We start from the raw sequence: 17,864 nt of genomic DNA on the forward strand, positions 1-17,864 counted from the left end.
GATAAATTTTGAAACTTTCCTTCCTTTTTTCACCCGTCCGACGGCAGAAAAAGCCGTCGGACGGGCTGCCGAGTTTAAAGCTTTAAAAATTACTCTGTTTTAAGCGATTTTACCGGATTGACGAGTGCCGCTTTCACAGATTCGTAACCAGCCGTAAGAATGGCAACAATAAACGTAATCGCGATAGCCAGTATCATGATTTCAGCACCGATCGGAATCTTGTATTCGTAATCCTGCAACCAGCCACGCATGAGATACCAGCCAAGTGGGGCTGCGATGAGAAAAGCAAGGCCAATTAAAAGCATAATTTCTTTCCCGAAAAGACTAAGTATGCTGACAATACTGGCTCCCAACACTTTGCGAACACCTATTTCTTTCGTCTTTTGGGACGCCATAAATTTAACAAGACCATATAACCCGAGGCATCCAATAAATATCGCAATCATCGAAAAGCCTCTGACGAGTTTCAGCATGATGTTTTCCAACCCATAACTTTTGGAGATGTTCTCGTCCAGAAATGATTGTTCATAGAGATAATCCGGAAAATATTCATTCCATAATTTCTCCACGCTTTTCATTGTCTGATGCAAATTGGTCGAGCTCAATTTCAATGCACAGCTATAATTGCTGCTGTTTCTTGTAAAAATGGCAACCGGGTCGATACCACCTTTCAGTGAGTTATTGTTCCAGTTTTTTAGCACCCCGTAAATCGGCGCCGTGCCCCCCTCTATTTTCAAATTCTTGCCAATGGCATCATTCGGATTTTTCAGTCCAAGACGTTCTGCCACTTTTTCATTGATCAGATATCCCCGGGTAGTATCACTCAACGGAATATTTTTACCGGCAACAAATTCAAGTCCGAAAGTCTGCACGTAATAATTGTCGGCAGTTTTAGTATTGATCTGCCAAACCTCATCTTTCTGACGGGTATCGAATCGGAGGTTGGTCGTATTGTTGGACGTTGTTGTTGGTAAAAAATGACAAAAAGAGGCATCCGAAATCCCTGGTATCTGCATCAGTCTTTGACGAAAAGTCGCCTGATTAATTTTACCCGGAGTCGGAATTTGTATTTCTGCTATGCCCTTCGTTTCATAACCAACCGAATGTGACAACATAAAATCGACCTGATTATTTACTACCAACGTGCAGATAACCAGCAGCTGAATCAGTACAAATTGAAAAACGATCAACCCTCTGCGCAACGAAATACCACCAATATGCCTGGTTGAAACGCTTCCCTTCAATGCCAGCACCGGTTTGAAACCAGCAAGAATACCCCCCGGATAAGATCCCGCCAAAAGAATAACGACACAGAAAAGAGCGGCTAGAAATAGCCATAACAGGCTGTCAGCCCAGTTGATCGCCTTTGGCCATGCACCCGGCTGATCCAGCCACTGATTTATTTGCGGCATTATCAACGCAGCAATGACTAATCCAACAACCAGCGAAGCAAGCGTAATCAGGGCGGTTTCTGTCATAAACTGAATAAAAACCTGACTTCTCGTACCCCCAACGGCCTTGCGTACACCCACTTCCTTCGAGCGTCTCAATGCCTGTGCGGTTGCCATATTGATAAAGTTGAAACAGGCCGTAACGATCAGGAATATCCCTATCACACTCATGAACCATATCCACTTCATCGGCATCATCCCGTAGTAAGTTTCTGAGTGGTGCATTTCTTTGTAAGGCAGCACCGGGTGCACATAGGACTTATAGTCGTCTCCATGATACTTCTTGTTCAATGCGATCATTTGCTTCTCCATCCTCTTCACATTGCCGTTTTCGGGCAACAGCGTAAAGCAGTAGGTATTGGAATTTACCCCTGCCCAATGATCCAACCCGCTTCCACCGTACCGGCGGTACTGCGGGTTTGCCTTAAGTGTTTCGAACGATACAAAAAACGCATAAGGCAGATCGGTGTTATCCGGTGCATTGTCCACAATACCGGTAACTTCCAGATTAAGCATATTTTCAAGACGGATTATTTTTCCGATTGGGTTTTCCTTTCCGAAATATTTCCTCGCCATGTCTTCGCTCAGCACCACGGTATTCGGTTTCGATAATGTGCTTTGAGCGTTACCAACCTGCCAGTGTGAATCAAAAATTGAAAAATATTCGGGGTGAACAAATACCAGCATCGGCCCTTCCTCTTTGAATTTTTTGACAGCCTTTCCGCTATTATCCAGGGCTGCCAGAAAAACACCATACTGTTCGATGCACATGCTTGAAATATTTTCGGGCAGCTCCGTCCGCATGCCTTTCCACATCGGCGTTGGTACACCGCGGGAATACCCTACACCGTCAAAATGAAATTCTGTGGTAATCTGGTAAATCCTGTCAATTTTCGAATGAAAATGATCGTGGGTCGTTTGAAAACGGATAAACCAGAAAACAATCAGCGCGCAGGCTAACCCGATTGACAAACCTGCCACATTCAACAAGGCATACAGGCTGTTACGTCTCAGGTTCCGCCAGGCAATTTTGATGTAGTTTTTTAACATGGCTAACAGATTATTGATGAGAGGACGGATCCTATCTGGAAAGAACCGCAGGTTGCTTTACTTCGAAGTATATGAAGTAAAATTATGCCAAAACAATATACAACTATCAATCAATAAGTTACACTGCCTTAAAACAACAAAAGTGTCCGATAACGGACACTTTTGTTCAGGGGCGAACGCCCTGTTGAGCAAGCGTTTACGACTTATATTTTATTACTGGTTGATGCTTACCGATCCACCATTGGCAGATAAATTAACAGGAATCCCACCGCCATTCAGTTTTCCCTGAACGCGATCTTTTTCTATCTGTCCATCAAAATTTTTCAGGCTGACACTCACCTTATTCCCTTTCAGGTTTAAATCCATCCCTTTGTCCATCGGCATCGTCACACGCACGCTTCCCGCTGATGTTGACAAGTCTACGAATTTACCCAGCTGAGAAATTTCAACTTCCATGCTTCCGCCACTCGTATGTGCCTTCACACTTCCGGCAACACCCGCCAAACGAACAGAACCGCCCGAGGTGCCAGCATCCAGCGCGCCTTTGATACCATCGCCTTTAATGCTTCCTCCGCTGGTATGGGCTGTCACGTCGCCATCAAGCGCATTTAATGTAATGCTGCCTCCGGAAGTCTGTAAATTAATTTTTCCGTTCAGCTCTCTCGCTGTGATACTTCCTCCACTGGTTTGCAGCGTAACATCCTGCCTGCACTTTTCGACTTCAATGCTTCCGCCGGAAGTTTGTCCATTGATAACACCGTCCAGATCAGACACTTTCAGGCTGCCGCCGCTGGTTCTGAAATTTTGTTCCCCACGTAATGAAGAAATACGGATACTTCCCCCGCTGGTTCTCAAATTGGTAGCCATATTGCGCGGTGTGTACACTTTGAAAGAAATGGATACGCTGTTTTTATCCCATCCGTTTTTATTTTTCCGGTTGGCAGTCGCTTTCACTTTATTTCCTTCGGTACCAATAAAAATGTCAAAATCTTCCAGACGGTCTTCAATTTCTTCCTTGCTTAAATTAACTTTCCCATTCCAGTTATTCGGACGAACATACATTTCTACCTTAACACCACTGGCCTGATCGCCAGCTACCGCGATGGAACCACCGGAAGTTTCTACGATCAGGTTGGATAGCGAAGCACCCGTAAAATTTTTAGTAATATATGGCTTTTCATCAGCATGCTGCGCGCAGGAAGTAATGGCAACAAGCAAGGCAAATACAAGGGGTAGTAATTGTGTTCTTTTCATGATCTAATAAGTTTCGTTTGGTATATGATGTTAATTTAAAAACGGAGGTTGCGTCAGCTGCAAATCTTTTTTTCATTAACACCTCAATAAACATTCAACCAAAACCATTCCATGCCACCAACGATCTATATTTCAAATATTTACATATTTATAAAAACAAAAAAGTGTCCAATACCGGACACTTTTTTATGCACTATTTATAACCCTTGCTTTTATTTTTTCGTTATCTCGTACACCGCTATTTCGTCATAGCTGTTGGTCGCGCCCCATCCGCATTGCACGTCCCTCTTTCTTCCGGTCAGGCTGTAACGGATGCGTACCTTGGTAAATGAATAACTGTCTTCCTTTTTGCCGAGTACTTTTTCAATTTCTTTGCGCGAATTATCGTCCGGCAAATAATACGTCATTGTTTTATCCTCGGCAGGGATTTCGAAATGCCAGGAGCACCCATCGGTCGCCAGCATGTTCACCCATTCGCCCTCGCTTTCAATGGTCTCTACATCTCTTTTTGCGATTTTTTCCTCATTACAGCTGATCCAGGCCAGCAGTCCAAATAATATGATTCCGATTTTCATGGCACTGATGTATCGTTTAGGGATAGATTTAGTTATTGCAAGCTCCTTTCGTATATCTTTTGACACCTTCCGATTGCGCCTCACAGCTGTTGCCATAGGTTTTTCCATCACAGCCGCAAACGGGGTCATACAGTAAATAGCAGGGATTGTGCGTCGCCTTACCGATACAATCGGATTCCGGGGCGTCATTATTCTGACAGCTTCCAAGCGCCAGAAAGAAAAAACAAATCAATATTTTTTTCATGTGACAGAATGAAATTTTTAACAAAGATTCATTCTGCGCAAAAAAGGTTGGAAGGAACTGATAAAATATCAGTTGCCCGCTTTCAGACTAATGCGCTGACGCAGTCTAACTTTTAAGGAACTGTGCGAACCATTTTCCGGAATCTTTAATGGTTCTTTGCTGGGTATCGTAGTTTACATAAACCAGACCAAACCGCGGATGATAACCCTCGGCCCATTCAAAATTATCCAATAAGGACCAGGCAAGATAGCCGCCTACCTTAACACCTTCTTTTTTGGCCCTGAGCACGTGGGTCAGATAATCCTCGAAAAACTGGATTCGCCTTACATCCTTTACTTCATCATTTTGAAAAACATCCTCAAAAGCAGCTCCGTTTTCTGAAATGATGATTTCCTTTATTCCCCTATAATGACCAAACTGTTTGAGGATTTCATAAATCCCATCCGGCGCCACTTCCCAGCCCATGGCCGTCAACGGAACATTCCTTTTTTTTGCCGGAACCTCTTCAAGCCACATGACCGGTGCAAAATAAGAATGCTTTACAATGACCCGAAAATAATTCTGTAAGCCTATAAAATCAAAATCGAAAACAAGCTTTTCCTCATCGCCCGGCTTCATGAATTTATTGATCCCTTTCAGAAAAGGGAACACATCCGAAGGATACCCCAACCCCAACGTTGGTTCTATGAAGAGCCTGTTCATAATTGCATCCGCTCTTTGTGCAGCCCTCACATCTTTGGGTTTGGAAGAAAACGGCTGTACATGGGAGCAGGAAAGCGCCGTTCCGATATAGGCCTTATCAACATTTTCACGAAGAATTCTTCCGCCCTCGGCCTGGCACAGCGCAAGATGATGCACGACAGGCAGAAAGTTAAATATGCCTTTTTTCCCGGGTGCGTGCAAGCCGGTCGTATAACCCAATCCTGCCACGGCCATGGGCTCGTTTAACACAATCCAGTTTTTCACCTTTGCTCCGAATTCCCTAGCGCAACGCATAACATATTCAGAAAACCAGTTGACGATATCCCGGTTTTTCCATCCTCCCCGATCTTCAAGCGCCTGCGGCAGATCCCAATGGTATAAAGTAATCCACGGTTCAATGCCCAGCGCAAGACATTTATCAATAATCCGGTTATAGAAATCAATTCCTTTTTGATTGACATGGCCTGTTCCCTCAGGTAAAATCCTCGACCAGGACAATGAAAACCTGAATTCCTTAAAACCCAGCGCCGCTACCAGATTTAGATCTTCATCATAGCGGTTATAAAAATCGCAGGCAATTTCCGCATGATGGTTATTTTTGATCTTGCCTTTTTTCCTGGTAAAAGTATCCCAAATGGACGGACCACGGCCGTCATCTGTAACCGTACCTTCAACCTGGAATGCCGCTGTTGCCGTTCCCCACCTGAAATCCTTCCCAAAGTCTTTGGCGGAAAGCTTTTCGATACCGGGAGCGTCCGACATGAAAGATGGAACGGGAAGTGTTTCGGTAGGGTCAAAATTAAAATCTTTCAAAACTTACACTAATTACATTGAGTACAGGAAGTTAGCAACGCAAAACTAAACGGAATAATTTCCAAAAAGGTAACAATTTCATCATGATAGAGAAAACTTAATATTGGAACGTCCTATCTCACTGACTTCAATGCAAATTATTGAAAATCAGAAACTGTCTTTTTCGCTTCGCAACAATTTCTTAACACAATCCCTTTCCGCAAAAAATCCTTCACCCGTACAAAACAGATGAAGGAATTTTAAACTAATAACGCTATTTAATTATCTCACGATTTGGATTCTTTGCTTATTCAATAGTCCGCTGCTTTGTTTAAAGGTTACGATATAGGTTCCCTGCGCAAGGCTGCTGACATCAATATCATTGCCCTCCTGCGGAACAAAGTCTCTTACTTTAACGCCTCTTACATCATAAATCTGGATACTTGCCACTTTTTCATTACCCGATTGCAGCTTCATGAAGTTTGAACTTGGATTCGGATAAAGCATGACCGATTCTTCGGTAACAAAGCGCTCGCTTACAATCCGGCTGAAAGCGAATGTCGCATCCTGGTCAACCATTCTCAACCGATACAGGTTGCTTCCCTTGGCAGGTTTAGCGTGTGTATAAGTGTACGACTTGATAATACTGCTTTCACCTTCGGCACCAACTACGCCAAGTATTTCCCATTGCTTGCCGTTCAGACTGTGCTGTACTTCAAATTCTTTCGCGTTTGTTTCCGATGTGGTATTCCAAACCAGAATCGCAGCAGTTCCTTCTTTCTTCACCTTGAAATCTGTCAGCGTTACAGGGAGCGGCGTGCCGGCTTCTACGGTTACACAACTCAGGTCCACGATCATTTCATTACCTGAAGAAACAATTTCAATGGAGACATATTTCGTATTTAACGGTGCTTTATCAGAGACTGTAAATTTCTGTAAACCAAACGGACTGGTCGTATACACCTTGTTAATGGCTGTTTCCTTCGTCGACAATTCTGTTCGGGCAGCGTTCAGGAATCTAAGCTTAATTAACTGGGAACTTGCCGTGTTAAATCCGGCATAGCAAGAGAAAGTTACGCTGCTACCGGGTGCCACCTCTTTTTCCTGTGCAATGGTAGATTTCCCGGTCAACTTACCCGACTTTACACCACACACGACATAGTCGTTAGATTCCGCGAAAGTTCCTACAACCGTAGTCCATGAAGCAGTCCCGTTTTCAAAACTAGGATTCGCCAAAACATTGTTGGTACAAGTCTCACAAGTTGGAGGTGTAATTTTAAGACAGGCAGCATCTACTTTCAGATAATTACCGGTAGAAGATCCAAGTACCCGTACATATTTCGTTCCCACGGGTGCAATTCCCGATAGTGAATATTGCGTCAGTCCTTTGGGACTTGACCTTGGATACTCTTCAACGGTTTTATTAAGATCCACTGATTTTGTATCCAATACTACGTTGGTTGGACTATAAAAAATAAGCTGGAATTTTTGATTTGCTTTTGAATGATACCCTCCCCAAATAGTAAGTGTTACATTACTTCCGGCAATGGTATTGACGTCCTGCCAGAAACTGCCACCAGCTGTCCCCAACAAACCATTTTTAGTCCCGCAAACTTCATAAGAATCATCAACGGTGAAAATTTTAGCCGCATCATTGGAAGAGCTCCAGTTCTTAGGAATTTTCACATTATTGACTGTATTGAATTCTTCAAAGCTCGGATTAAGTAAAAGATTACCGGCACAGTTGTCACAGGCAATGGTTAATTTCATACAGGCGGCGTCAACTTTAAACCAGTCGCCCGTCAATGAAGTTGCCTCAGCGCGGACATAAGCGGCATTGGCTGGCGCGGTGGCCGTGTTAAATACGTATTTCTTTAAAATAGGCGTGCCATTGGGGACATTATCCACATCCCAATCAACCGCAATTGACTGGGCCCCATCGGGTATTGCAACTTTGGCAGCCGTATAGAAAGTCAATTTGAATGTTTGTCCTTTTTTAGCATGATATCCTCCGAATATGGAAAAATCGACTTTCGTTCCCGGCACAACCGGAACATCCTGGTAGAGATTCCCGTCATTTTTTAAAACAACCGCTTTATCTCCGCAAACATCGTAGTCGGTATTGGAACTCCAGGATCCTGACTTTGTCCATCCTTCAAACTCATCGTTATTTTCAAAGCTGGGATTTTTCAGGACATTATCACCACAGTTACATAAATCACCTGTTAAAACGGCCGCAGATCTGGCCGGCACCGTCACCTTATTTAATTTTTCGGTCTTTGCCTTAGCCCTAAGACCAGACGCATTAAGCTTGCTACCTGCTGTGCATAGCAATACGCACACAAGAACGAGTGAATAGAAAGTTTTCATTAGGTTGTATAGTTTAAGCAATAGAGAAAATTTAAAAAATTTTGGATTTACGGGGTATGTAAACTAGATCGTTCAGCTCACATCAAAAGAGTGCAATAAAAAGGTGCTAACCTGTTTCTAAAATGACCGTGAAATATGGTGGTAAATTATCATTAACCGACCTGGCACAACTTACGACAACTTAACTGAGAAACGTTTTAGCAACTTCCATCAAATCCGTTTTAATGATGAAAATGAGACGATTAGATGTGCAAATGTAAAAACTTTTCTAGTTATTCATCTAACATATTTTATGATTAATTTTATATTAATTGAAAATAAAAACTAAATCTATTCCATTTTTCGAAATACTTCTATAACAAAAATTAACTATATCTAACATCAAAATAAGATAAAATTCACCGTATTGAGTCCATTTAGTATACAACAATCTACTTTACGTAGAACTGTCTGTTCTTCCTAACTCGGTTTTTTAAAATATAACTTTTCCAATATCAAAAAAATTAGTTGTCTTTCGAAAGATGTTTTAAGGAAAGTTTTCGTGAAATGACGAATTTTCTGGGAGCAGGCATTTCTTTAATTCACACGAGCTATGTCGAAAAGTGGGAATCCCATTGCTAAAATCCAAAATATGACAATCCCGGAATAGTACTGTAAAACACGATATTTCACTCGTTGTGCTACACTAGACATAAATTCATGTGAACCGCTACAACCCTATGAACTGTATTATGGATTTAAAACGCTTAGTTATATACGCCGCGGTAGCCATTTCGATGCAAAAATCCGAAGACTGCGTAATTTTACGTATACAAATTTTAATTCGTTAAAATCTTGTTGACAATTTCGTTAGTCAAACATCGAGCCTTCACTACCCACTTTTCAGTAGTAGCCCGTTATAAAAAATTTAACTACTTCAAGAAATAAGAGATGATTCCAATATTCATTTCTTCCTTAACAGGCCTTTTAAACCCGTTATTTAGGTGTAGAACTCATTAGACAGCTCCATTTTTCCTGAAATATCAAAATGTAGAATTGCCTGTAACCGTTGGCGTTAAATATTTTTTTACTTTTTCCATCTAAATCAATGGAAAAATTGCCCTACTACGTAGTAAATGCAGAACCTGGGAAGAAAAATATTGAAAAATCAGCTTAAAATTTGAACAATATGTCAGCCACAAGCGTCATTTTGAAACTACGTGTTACCTTTTTCGATGAAATTGGTATAAATTCAAAATCACTTAGACATCACTTTGAGCCGTATCACCGACGGGTTGTTCCCGGCAAACTTTAATTTTCAACAAAAAATAACCTCATTCATGAAAAACGTGCTCTCAATCTTAACTTTTCTGCTGATTTCAATCCAGGGTCTGACACAGCCATTTGAAAATAAGGCTTCTTACATTGATAAAAAATTAACGGCAAAACTGGAAAAAGCGTTGCTCGGATTCCATGGATCAGCCGGCGTTTATGTGAGAAATTTGAAGACAAATAAGGTTTCCATGGTTAATGCCGACACGATATTCCCCACGGCAAGCATGGTAAAAGTGCCGATCATGATCGGGGTTTTTAATAAGCTGGATAAAGGCGAACTGAAATTCGATCAGTTGCTAACCTATCGGGATTCATTGAAATATGACGACGGTGTGGTAGGTTCATTCCGCGACAGCACGAAAATACCGCTACCCAAAGTGATTCATCTGATGATTTCTGAAAGCGATAACACGGGTAGTTTGTGGCTTCAGGCGTTGGCAGGAGGAGGAATTTCTATTAACCAATGGCTGGAGGAAAATGGTTTCGTCAGCACCAGGGTAAATTCCCGGACGCCCGGACGCAAACAAGGGCAGGCGGCCTATGGCTGGGGACAAACCACACCGAAAGAAATGGCGGAATTAATGGCTATGATCCGGCAGGGAAAAGTCATCAGTCCGGCCGCCAGCGACAGGATGTACCGTTATCTGGGCATGCAGTTCTGGGACGGCGGGGCCCTTTCACAAATTCCATCGAACATTAAGGCTAGTTCAAAGGGCGGAGCCGTTGATCAGGCAAAATCAGAGATCGTTATGGTACATGCGCCGCACGGAGACTATGTCTTTTGCATTACGACAAAAAATCAGCAGGATCAGCGCTGGGAACGAGAAAATGAAGGATCCAAACTCATTCGGACGGTTTCTGAAATTATCTGGAACCACTTTGAGCCCAAAAGCAAATGGAAACCGGTTGCAGGTTATGAGCAGTGGTGGTTTTAAAAATAACCCTGGTTATCAATCGATGACAACCAGGGCATTTATTTCCAAAAACAGATCATCTGTTAGTGGCTTTCGCTCGATTCAACACCTAAAACAGTTAGACGGTAAGGCGTTGCCGAGACCTTTATTTTATTGATTTTGCTAAAATCGACCACTTCAACTTTTAACAATTCGCCACTTTTCGGCTGGGTTATATACAAAAATCTTGATGTCGCTTCGATCTGCGGTTTTTGCTTTTCATCCTTGGCCGTAGCCCCGATTACAGCGCCGCTTTTGACAAGACTATTGGTTTTCAAATCATAAATTTTCACCTCGCCGCTGTGTAAAAGCGCGATCAGCTTGTTTCCGGCATAATCCACCTTAACCTGAATCAGATCAGCACTTTCAATAATTGGTGTAATCTTATCCGTAATTGGATCGATCAGATAAGCACCCACCGCAGCAGTATAACCAATAAACTTGCCTGCTCCCCTGGCCTCAAGAATTGACCCGAACCAGGCCGTTCCAAAACTGGCCGGATGGGCGATCAGATGTTGCTTGCCCGTTGGTTCAACAACCAAAACCCCGCTGGATGAACCAAAAAGCGAAACTTTGCCATCGCTTGCATTCCCATGAATCCCCTTGGTTTGAACCGTCGAGGCAAAAAGTGTTTTACCCGAAACATCAATAATCTTCACCCGTTCGGGCAAAACACCGGAGACAGAACCATCTTTTTCGGTGATCGCATAGGTTCCGTTATCAAACTTGGTCATAGCGCCATGATGGGCGATGTTTCCGGCATTAATCGTTTTCATTTTGGCCCCGCTGACATGGAAATCGGCTGCATTGGCAATGCTTAACGTTCCGTCACCGTCATTAAACGTTATAATTTCATCCGACTTACTTTTGAAATGCGTCGGCTTGTTGCCGTCTCCGATTAAGGCCCCAAACTTTGGTGTGCCTTTCACATCCACGTGATCACCATGGCCTTCAAAACCAGTGTCAAACAATTGAAGCAGATTGTTAGCACTATTCACCAATACGCCAAAACGGCCTGCCTGCGTAGGATAAAGTGCCGATTTTGGATATTGTGCTGTAAAAGATTCTACCGAAAGTTTTACGGGATCCACCAGGGAAAGCTGGTTGGTCAGCTCGTCGTTAACCAGGATACGAACAAACTTATACTCCGTCTCTTCCACCGGAGTCACGACTTCTTCGTCATCCTTTTCACAGGAAAAAAAGGCTGACGCAATGGAAATGGCTAATAACGTTTTAAATAGATTACTTTTCATCAGTTTTCATTTAAATGCAACAATGATGCAAATATAGATAACACATTCGTAAATGCAACATTGATGCAAAATAAAATTACCGGCAAAAAAATACCCTGCCGAAACAGGGTATCTATGGACATTGAAGTCGCTAAACCGATATGTGTCTTTTTACATTAAGCCAATGCTCTGTTGTGTTGCAGGAATCGTCTGCTTTCCTTTTTAACAAACGTGATCGGGACATATTCGTCATTGGGTGCACCAATGTAATAAACTGCCCATTCCGGATCCTGATGTGCCAGCATTTCGCTGATACAGTCGGCACGATGCCCTGCCGGATTGGAACAATTATCCCAATAAAACAGCTCTACGCGATAATGAAGTTGTTCCTTCAATCCATTAACCGTTACTTCGATTTCGATCTCATGTCTTCCTGGAATTGTTGGGATCGGTATAGCTATATGGCTCATATAATTGGTTGTTTAAATTATTTCTAGTCTGTTTTAAGCGATTTAACGGGGTCCATAAGGGCGGCTTTAAAACTTTGAAATCCTACGGTCAGGAAGGTAATCACCATCGTGACTAGACCGGCGGCGGCGAACACCCACCAGGCGATCTCAATCTTATAGGCAAAATCCTGCAACCATTTGTCCATGGCATACCAGGCCACTGGTGTAGCCATGATGATTGCAATAAAAACAAGTTTAAAGAAGTCTTTCGAGAGAAGCGTTACGACACTGGAAACACTCGCACCCAACACCTTTCTGATACCAATTTCCTTGGTGCGGGTTTCGGCTGTGAACGTTACCAGTCCAAAAAGCCCCATACAGGCAATAAAAATAGCAAAAGCCGTAAACACCGTGAACATACGCGACATACGGATCTCGGTTTTAAAAGTTTCGTTAAATGCGTCATCAAGGAAATAGTACTCGAATGGCTTATCCGCAGAATACTTTTTATAAATTTTTTCGATGGAAGCGATCTTATCTTTGATATCAATTTTGGGGTCCATCCGCGCAAAAAGAACGGCTGAGCCTTGTTCATCTTTAAGCAAATTGGTGGTATCACTGAGCACAAAAAGCCCCATAGCCTTCACTTCATGCTGAACCGACGTAAACTGAAAATTTTTCAAAACCCCGGCAATCCGTCGGTTGAAAACCTGCTGTCCGATGGGATTTCCCTTTAATCCAAGCTCCTTCACGGCAACTTCATTCAACAAAACCCCGTCGCCTTTTTTCCACGAACTACCATCCGGTTTTATCTTCCATGCTAACCCAAAAGCACCCGGAAAATTTGCGTCAACTTCGGAATAAGTAAGACTTATAAATTTCTTTGTATCCGGATTTTGCGAAAAAGACATGCTATATCCTTTAAATAAACCCGTACTTGATATGGCTACATCTTCAACACCAGTTAAAGAAGCAATCTCGTTTTTCAGCGAAAAATAGTTTTTGCCCACCGATCCGCTTAACGAAATGGCCAGCATCTGATCTTTGTTAAATCCGAGATTCTTGTTCTGCATGTAACTTAACTGCTGCTGCACAATGACGCTGCAAACAATAAGCGCTATGGAAACTGAAAACTGAAATACCATGAAGATCCTGCGCAACGAAACGCCCTTTTGTTGACTGGTAAACCTGCCCTTTAACACTTCAATCGGAGCAAAACCGGATAAAATCAAAGCCGGATAACTTCCCGCGACAAAGGCACTGAGCAGCAACACACTGACCAAAATTCCGATAAAAGCAGGCGACAACAGAAATGATGAATCGATCCTGAGATCCAACAGATTGTAAAAAGGCCGTCGCATCGCCTCAACCAGCACGAACGACAGCAAAAATGCCAGGCAGCAAACCAATACGGATTCTGTGTAAAACTGTTTAATCAATCCTCCTCTGCCGGCACCGGCAACTTTCCGCACCCCTACTTCTTTGGCGCGCAAAGTGGAACGGGCCGTGGTGAGATTCATATAATTAAAAAGAGCCAGGAACAATATCAGTGACGCCACGCCGGCAAAAATCTTGATCAGTCTGACATTTCCCGAGCTGGCAAAACTATTTTCCAGGTGTATCGAGGAAAACTTTTCCAGGATATAGGTGGAGTGCTCATCAAAAGCACCTGTTTTCTTTCCCGCGCTAAGAATGTTCTTTTGAACAAGGGCAACGGATTTCTCAGAGTCCAGTAAATAATAATTATTGAAAGCACCGGCATGCTCCCACATCGACTTATTGCTTTCATCCAGCTGCGGTATCGTGTTAACCGAAGCGACAAAGTCAAAATTAAAAGTAGAGTTGGAAGGTGGGTTTTCGGCTACTCCTGTAATTTCAAACAAGTGTTTTCCCTCGTACAAAAGGGTTTTCCCAACCGGATCCTGATCGCCAAAATATTTCGCCGCCGCCCTTTCGGAAATCACCATCGTATAGGGTTTTGCCAAAAAATTGCTGCGGTCCCCGCTTTTTACTTTAAAAGAAAAAACATTAAAAAACGATCCATCGGCAAACAAAAAGTCCTTCTCAAAAAACTGGCTTGCAGGCCTTTCCGGATTTTTAATAACCACCTTATTATAGGCAGCTTTTACCCGCACGAAATCTTCTACATGAGGCGTGGATTCTTTAAGAAGCGGAGCCAGCTTGGCACTGAAACTTATGGACTGCATGTCATGCCCATCCATTTTGACCTTCGTGAGCAAACGGTAAATCCGGTTCCCTTTCTCGTGGAACTTGTCATAACTATACTCGTGAACCACAAACATGAGGATCAGCATGGAAACGGCCATTCCCATTGCCAGACCAGCAATGTTGATGAAGGAATAATTCTTGTGCTTCCAAAGATTCCTTAAAGCAATTCTGAGATAGTTTTTAAACATGACTGGAAGGTTAGATTACTCGGAACGAAGCGATTTTACGGGGTTCATCAAAGCGGCTTTGATACTCTGAAAACTGACGGTTGCCAGGGCAATCAGGATCGCTGACAGACCTACCAGAATAAATACCCAAACACTGATTTCGATGCGGTAAGAGTAATTATCAAGCCATTTTTGCATAGCAAACCAGGCTAATGGCGTGGCAATAATGATGGATAAAATAACCATTTTGACAAAATCCTGCGAAAGTGTAAACACAATACCTCCCACACTGGCACCCAAAACTTTACGGACGCCTATTTCTTTTGTTCGTTGCTCAATAACCATCAGCGCAACCGCAAATAAGCCTAAACAGGAAAGTAAGACGGCTATTCCGGATGCCAGACTAAACATCTGTGAAAGCTTTTCTTCATCCCTGTACCAGCCGTCTGTATTTTCGTCAAGAAATGTCCCCGTAAACTCAGCCTGCGGGGCCACTTCTTTCCAGACATTCGTAATTTTATCCATAGCACCAGCGAGCCTCTGAGGCGTAACCCGGACAAAAATATAACTGATCGGGCTTGATGGAGCAATAAACATCGTCACCGGTTTCTTGTCCGTTTTAGAGGAATAAAGGTTAAAATCCGGTACCAAACCGATGATCTGATATTTTGCTCCCGCTGTATCCGTTTCGAAAAACTTACCCACAGGCTCTTTTTCGCCGATCATTTTGGCCATACTTTCGGTGATCACCACCCGATTGAGTGAATCTGTCGGATAGGCGGAATCAAACTCACGGCCGTCCAGCAATTTTATTCCCAAGGTTTTTAAATAATCATAGTCGATATGCAGCCAGTCCGTCGATATTTCCCGGTCTTTATACACAAACCCGATCACGCTTCGCGACGAACTCCTGTCTTTACCCATACCCAGGTTCACCGCACTGCCGGAAAGGGAAATGATATTCGGGTCGTCATGCAGCAAATTCCGCATCCGCTGCAAAACCTGTTGCCCGTTCACTTTATTCCCGACAGGAATACTTATCACCTCTTCTTTGGTAAAACCCAGCGGCTGCGTCCGTAAATGTTTAATCTGCTGAATGGCAATAACGGTACAGCAAATCAACAAGCTGGACAACGTAAATTGCGTTACGATGAGTGAATTACGTAAAATACCGGGACGAGAAAGCGTAATTTTTCCTTTTAAAACCTCCACCGCATTAAACTTCGACATTTGCCAGGCAGGATAACCGCCGGCGATTAAGGTTACCAATAAAAACAGGCCCAGAATAATGCCCACTCTGTCGGGTTGAAAGATATAATCCAGCGTAAGTTTTCCCTGGAACGTCGCATTGAACTGCGGCAGTAAAACATAAGCCAAAAGCAATCCGACGACAAAACCACCAAAACAGATCATCGCAGCTTCACCCCAGATCTGCACAAAAAGCTGATTTTTAAGCGCACCCAGAGACTTGCGAACGCCAACTTCCCGCGCTCTTGTGAACGAGCGGGCAACGGTAAGATTGATAAAATTGATACAGGCTATTAACAAGATGAAAAATGCGATTCCCAATATTGAATAAACCACAGCCATCGACGAGCCGTTTCCACCGGAGATCTCCCTGTCGAAATGCAGATTTGCCAGTTTTTGCAATCTTACAGCAAATAAGTCACCACGTTCGTCCGGCTTGGCACCGTTCTTTTTCAACTTGGTAATGTTGTCTGAAAAATATTTGGCAGAAAAAGACTTCAACCGGTTTTCAAATGTGAGCTGATTCACGTTAGGTTTCAGTTTTACAAACGCCTTATGCGACATTGCATCCCACTGATCCTTTTCACGATGATATCCTCCATGATTTTCAACCCGTATAAAAGCATCCGATTTAATCGAAGAGTTATCAGGAAAATCATTCAGCACCCCGGTAACCAGATAGGTCTTTTTGCTCCCGCCATCCGCCCCTAGCTGAATTTGTTTCCCAACGGGATCCTCACTACCAAAAACGGCTTTGGCCATAGGCAGGCTAATAACAATATCACTCAACCCGTTCAGAGCGGATTGCCGGTTCCCTTCCAGCATCGAAAACGAGAAAACCCGTAAAAAATCAGCATCGACAAGCATCACCTGCTTGTCAAAATATTTGCCTTTGTATTCCACCAGGCTACTGCCGTTCATCAGCCGAGTTGCAGCTTCCACCTCGGGATATTCCGCTTTTAACGCAGGTGTAAGCGGCATGGGCATAGACCCGGACCGACCCGCCTTGTCGGGATCATTGGAAAATAAATAAGTCTGAAAAATACGGTCTCCATCCTGATGAAAATTATCAAAGGACATTTGAAAATATGCTGTCATAAACAGGAAAACGCTGATGCAAAACGCAACAGATAACCCTATAATATTAATAAAGGCATAACCCTTGCTCTTCCAGATATTCCGGAACGCAATTTTCAGATAATTACGGATCATATAAGACAATTGTTATTGGATCAATGACAGACCTAGTTCTCTTTCAGTCTCTTCGATAATACGCAAGCGCTCTTTTTCCGATTTGCCTTTCGCATTGACAGTACGTTCGTATTCATATTCCTCGCCGTCTTTCACATACTTGTAGCGCATGAACAGCTCACCGCAGTCAGAACTGTATCTTATTTCCTTGTTAAATGGCTGTTTTCCATAAGTCGGCTGTGTTTTATAGTCATTTGATGAAGAAACCACATCGCTATCTTCTCCGACGGTATCAACATTTTCAATTGGATCAATATCCGGTTTGGTTGTCAAAGGTTTACGTGGCTTAACTGCTTTCGGAGCCTTTGGTTTAGCAGGCTGCTCTGGTTGTTCAAGACCATCGGGAATGTAAATATCAAGGGAGTCGATAATCTTTTCCTTAAATGCAAAACGCAGGGATCTGTCAATCATAGACAGATCAAACTTATGGTTGATGTCAATATTCTGGCCATCGACCGTCCCGCTGATATGCACCGACAACGCATTATTATCATCCTGCACGCTCTTGCAAACGATGCGTGACTGGGCAAAAGCCATGGTATTGGTCACCGATAATAGAAGAATGATATATTTTTTCATGGGT

General features: G+C 43.0%; 12 protein-coding genes. 1 reads left to right on the top strand and 11 read right to left on the bottom strand.

The window, feature by feature from the left end; all coding sequences use genetic code 11:
- Positions 1 to 89: 89 nt before the first annotated feature.
- The 6 genes from RB622_RS07870 to RB622_RS07895 form a co-directional block, all read right to left on the bottom strand.
- Positions 90 to 2,501, bottom strand: coding sequence for an ABC transporter permease (locus RB622_RS07870; protein WP_308046010.1), 2,412 nt, complete (start codon positions 2,499 to 2,501; stop codon positions 90 to 92).
- 213 nt (positions 2,502 to 2,714) lie between these two features.
- Positions 2,715 to 3,755, bottom strand: coding sequence for a hypothetical protein (locus tag RB622_RS07875; protein WP_308046011.1), 1,041 nt, complete (start codon positions 3,753 to 3,755; stop codon positions 2,715 to 2,717).
- Positions 3,756 to 3,967: 212 nt separating this feature from the next.
- Entirely contained in the window at positions 3,968 to 4,330 is a 363-nt protein-coding gene (locus tag RB622_RS07880) for a hypothetical protein (RefSeq protein ID WP_308046012.1), read from the bottom strand.
- A 28-nt stretch (positions 4,331 to 4,358) separates the two neighbouring features.
- Positions 4,359 to 4,574 carry a hypothetical protein gene (locus RB622_RS07885; RefSeq protein WP_308046013.1) on the bottom strand — a complete coding sequence of 72 codons (216 nt, stop codon included), beginning with the start codon at positions 4,572 to 4,574 and terminating at the stop codon, positions 4,359 to 4,361.
- A gap of 105 nt (positions 4,575 to 4,679) precedes the next feature.
- Positions 4,680 to 6,089 carry a GH1 family beta-glucosidase gene (locus tag RB622_RS07890; RefSeq protein WP_308046014.1) on the bottom strand — a complete coding sequence of 470 codons (1,410 nt, stop codon included), beginning with the start codon at positions 6,087 to 6,089 and terminating at the stop codon, positions 4,680 to 4,682.
- 261 nt (positions 6,090 to 6,350) lie between these two features.
- Positions 6,351 to 8,438: a T9SS type A sorting domain-containing protein gene (locus RB622_RS07895; protein WP_308046015.1), complete on the bottom strand. Its 2,088-nt coding sequence runs from the start codon at positions 8,436 to 8,438 to the stop codon at positions 6,351 to 6,353.
- Between the two features lie 1,319 nt (positions 8,439 to 9,757).
- Between RB622_RS07895 and RB622_RS07900 the strand changes: the two genes are divergently transcribed.
- Entirely contained in the window at positions 9,758 to 10,687 is a 930-nt protein-coding gene (locus tag RB622_RS07900; protein WP_308046016.1) for a serine hydrolase, read from the top strand.
- 62 nt (positions 10,688 to 10,749) lie between these two features.
- Here RB622_RS07900 and RB622_RS07905 read toward each other — a convergent pair whose 3' ends face one another.
- The 5 genes from RB622_RS07905 to RB622_RS07925 all read right to left on the bottom strand — a co-directional run bounded on the left by RB622_RS07905 (position 10,750) and on the right by RB622_RS07925 (position 17,860).
- A complete protein-coding gene (locus tag RB622_RS07905; protein WP_308046017.1) occupies positions 10,750 to 11,958 on the bottom strand; it encodes a hypothetical protein in 1,209 nt (402 codons plus the stop codon).
- Between the two features lie 155 nt (positions 11,959 to 12,113).
- The gene (locus RB622_RS07910) at positions 12,114 to 12,407 is read right to left on the bottom strand and encodes a hypothetical protein (RefSeq protein ID WP_308046018.1); all 294 of its coding nucleotides are present in this window, start codon (positions 12,405 to 12,407) and stop codon (positions 12,114 to 12,116) included.
- Between the two features lie 23 nt (positions 12,408 to 12,430).
- Positions 12,431 to 14,803: an ABC transporter permease gene (locus RB622_RS07915; protein ID WP_308046019.1), complete on the bottom strand. Its 2,373-nt coding sequence runs from the start codon at positions 14,801 to 14,803 to the stop codon at positions 12,431 to 12,433.
- A 15-nt stretch (positions 14,804 to 14,818) separates the two neighbouring features.
- The gene (locus RB622_RS07920) at positions 14,819 to 17,242 is read right to left on the bottom strand and encodes an FtsX-like permease family protein (protein ID WP_308046020.1); all 2,424 of its coding nucleotides are present in this window, start codon (positions 17,240 to 17,242) and stop codon (positions 14,819 to 14,821) included.
- A 12-nt stretch (positions 17,243 to 17,254) separates the two neighbouring features.
- On the bottom strand, positions 17,255 to 17,860 hold the full coding sequence (locus tag RB622_RS07925) for a hypothetical protein (protein ID WP_308046021.1): 606 nt from the start codon (positions 17,858 to 17,860) through the stop codon (positions 17,255 to 17,257).
- Positions 17,861 to 17,864: the final 4 nt, after the last annotated feature.

Source organism: Dyadobacter sp. LHD-138 (assembly GCF_030929615.1).
Taxonomy (GTDB): Bacteria; Bacteroidota; Bacteroidia; order Cytophagales; family Spirosomataceae; genus Dyadobacter.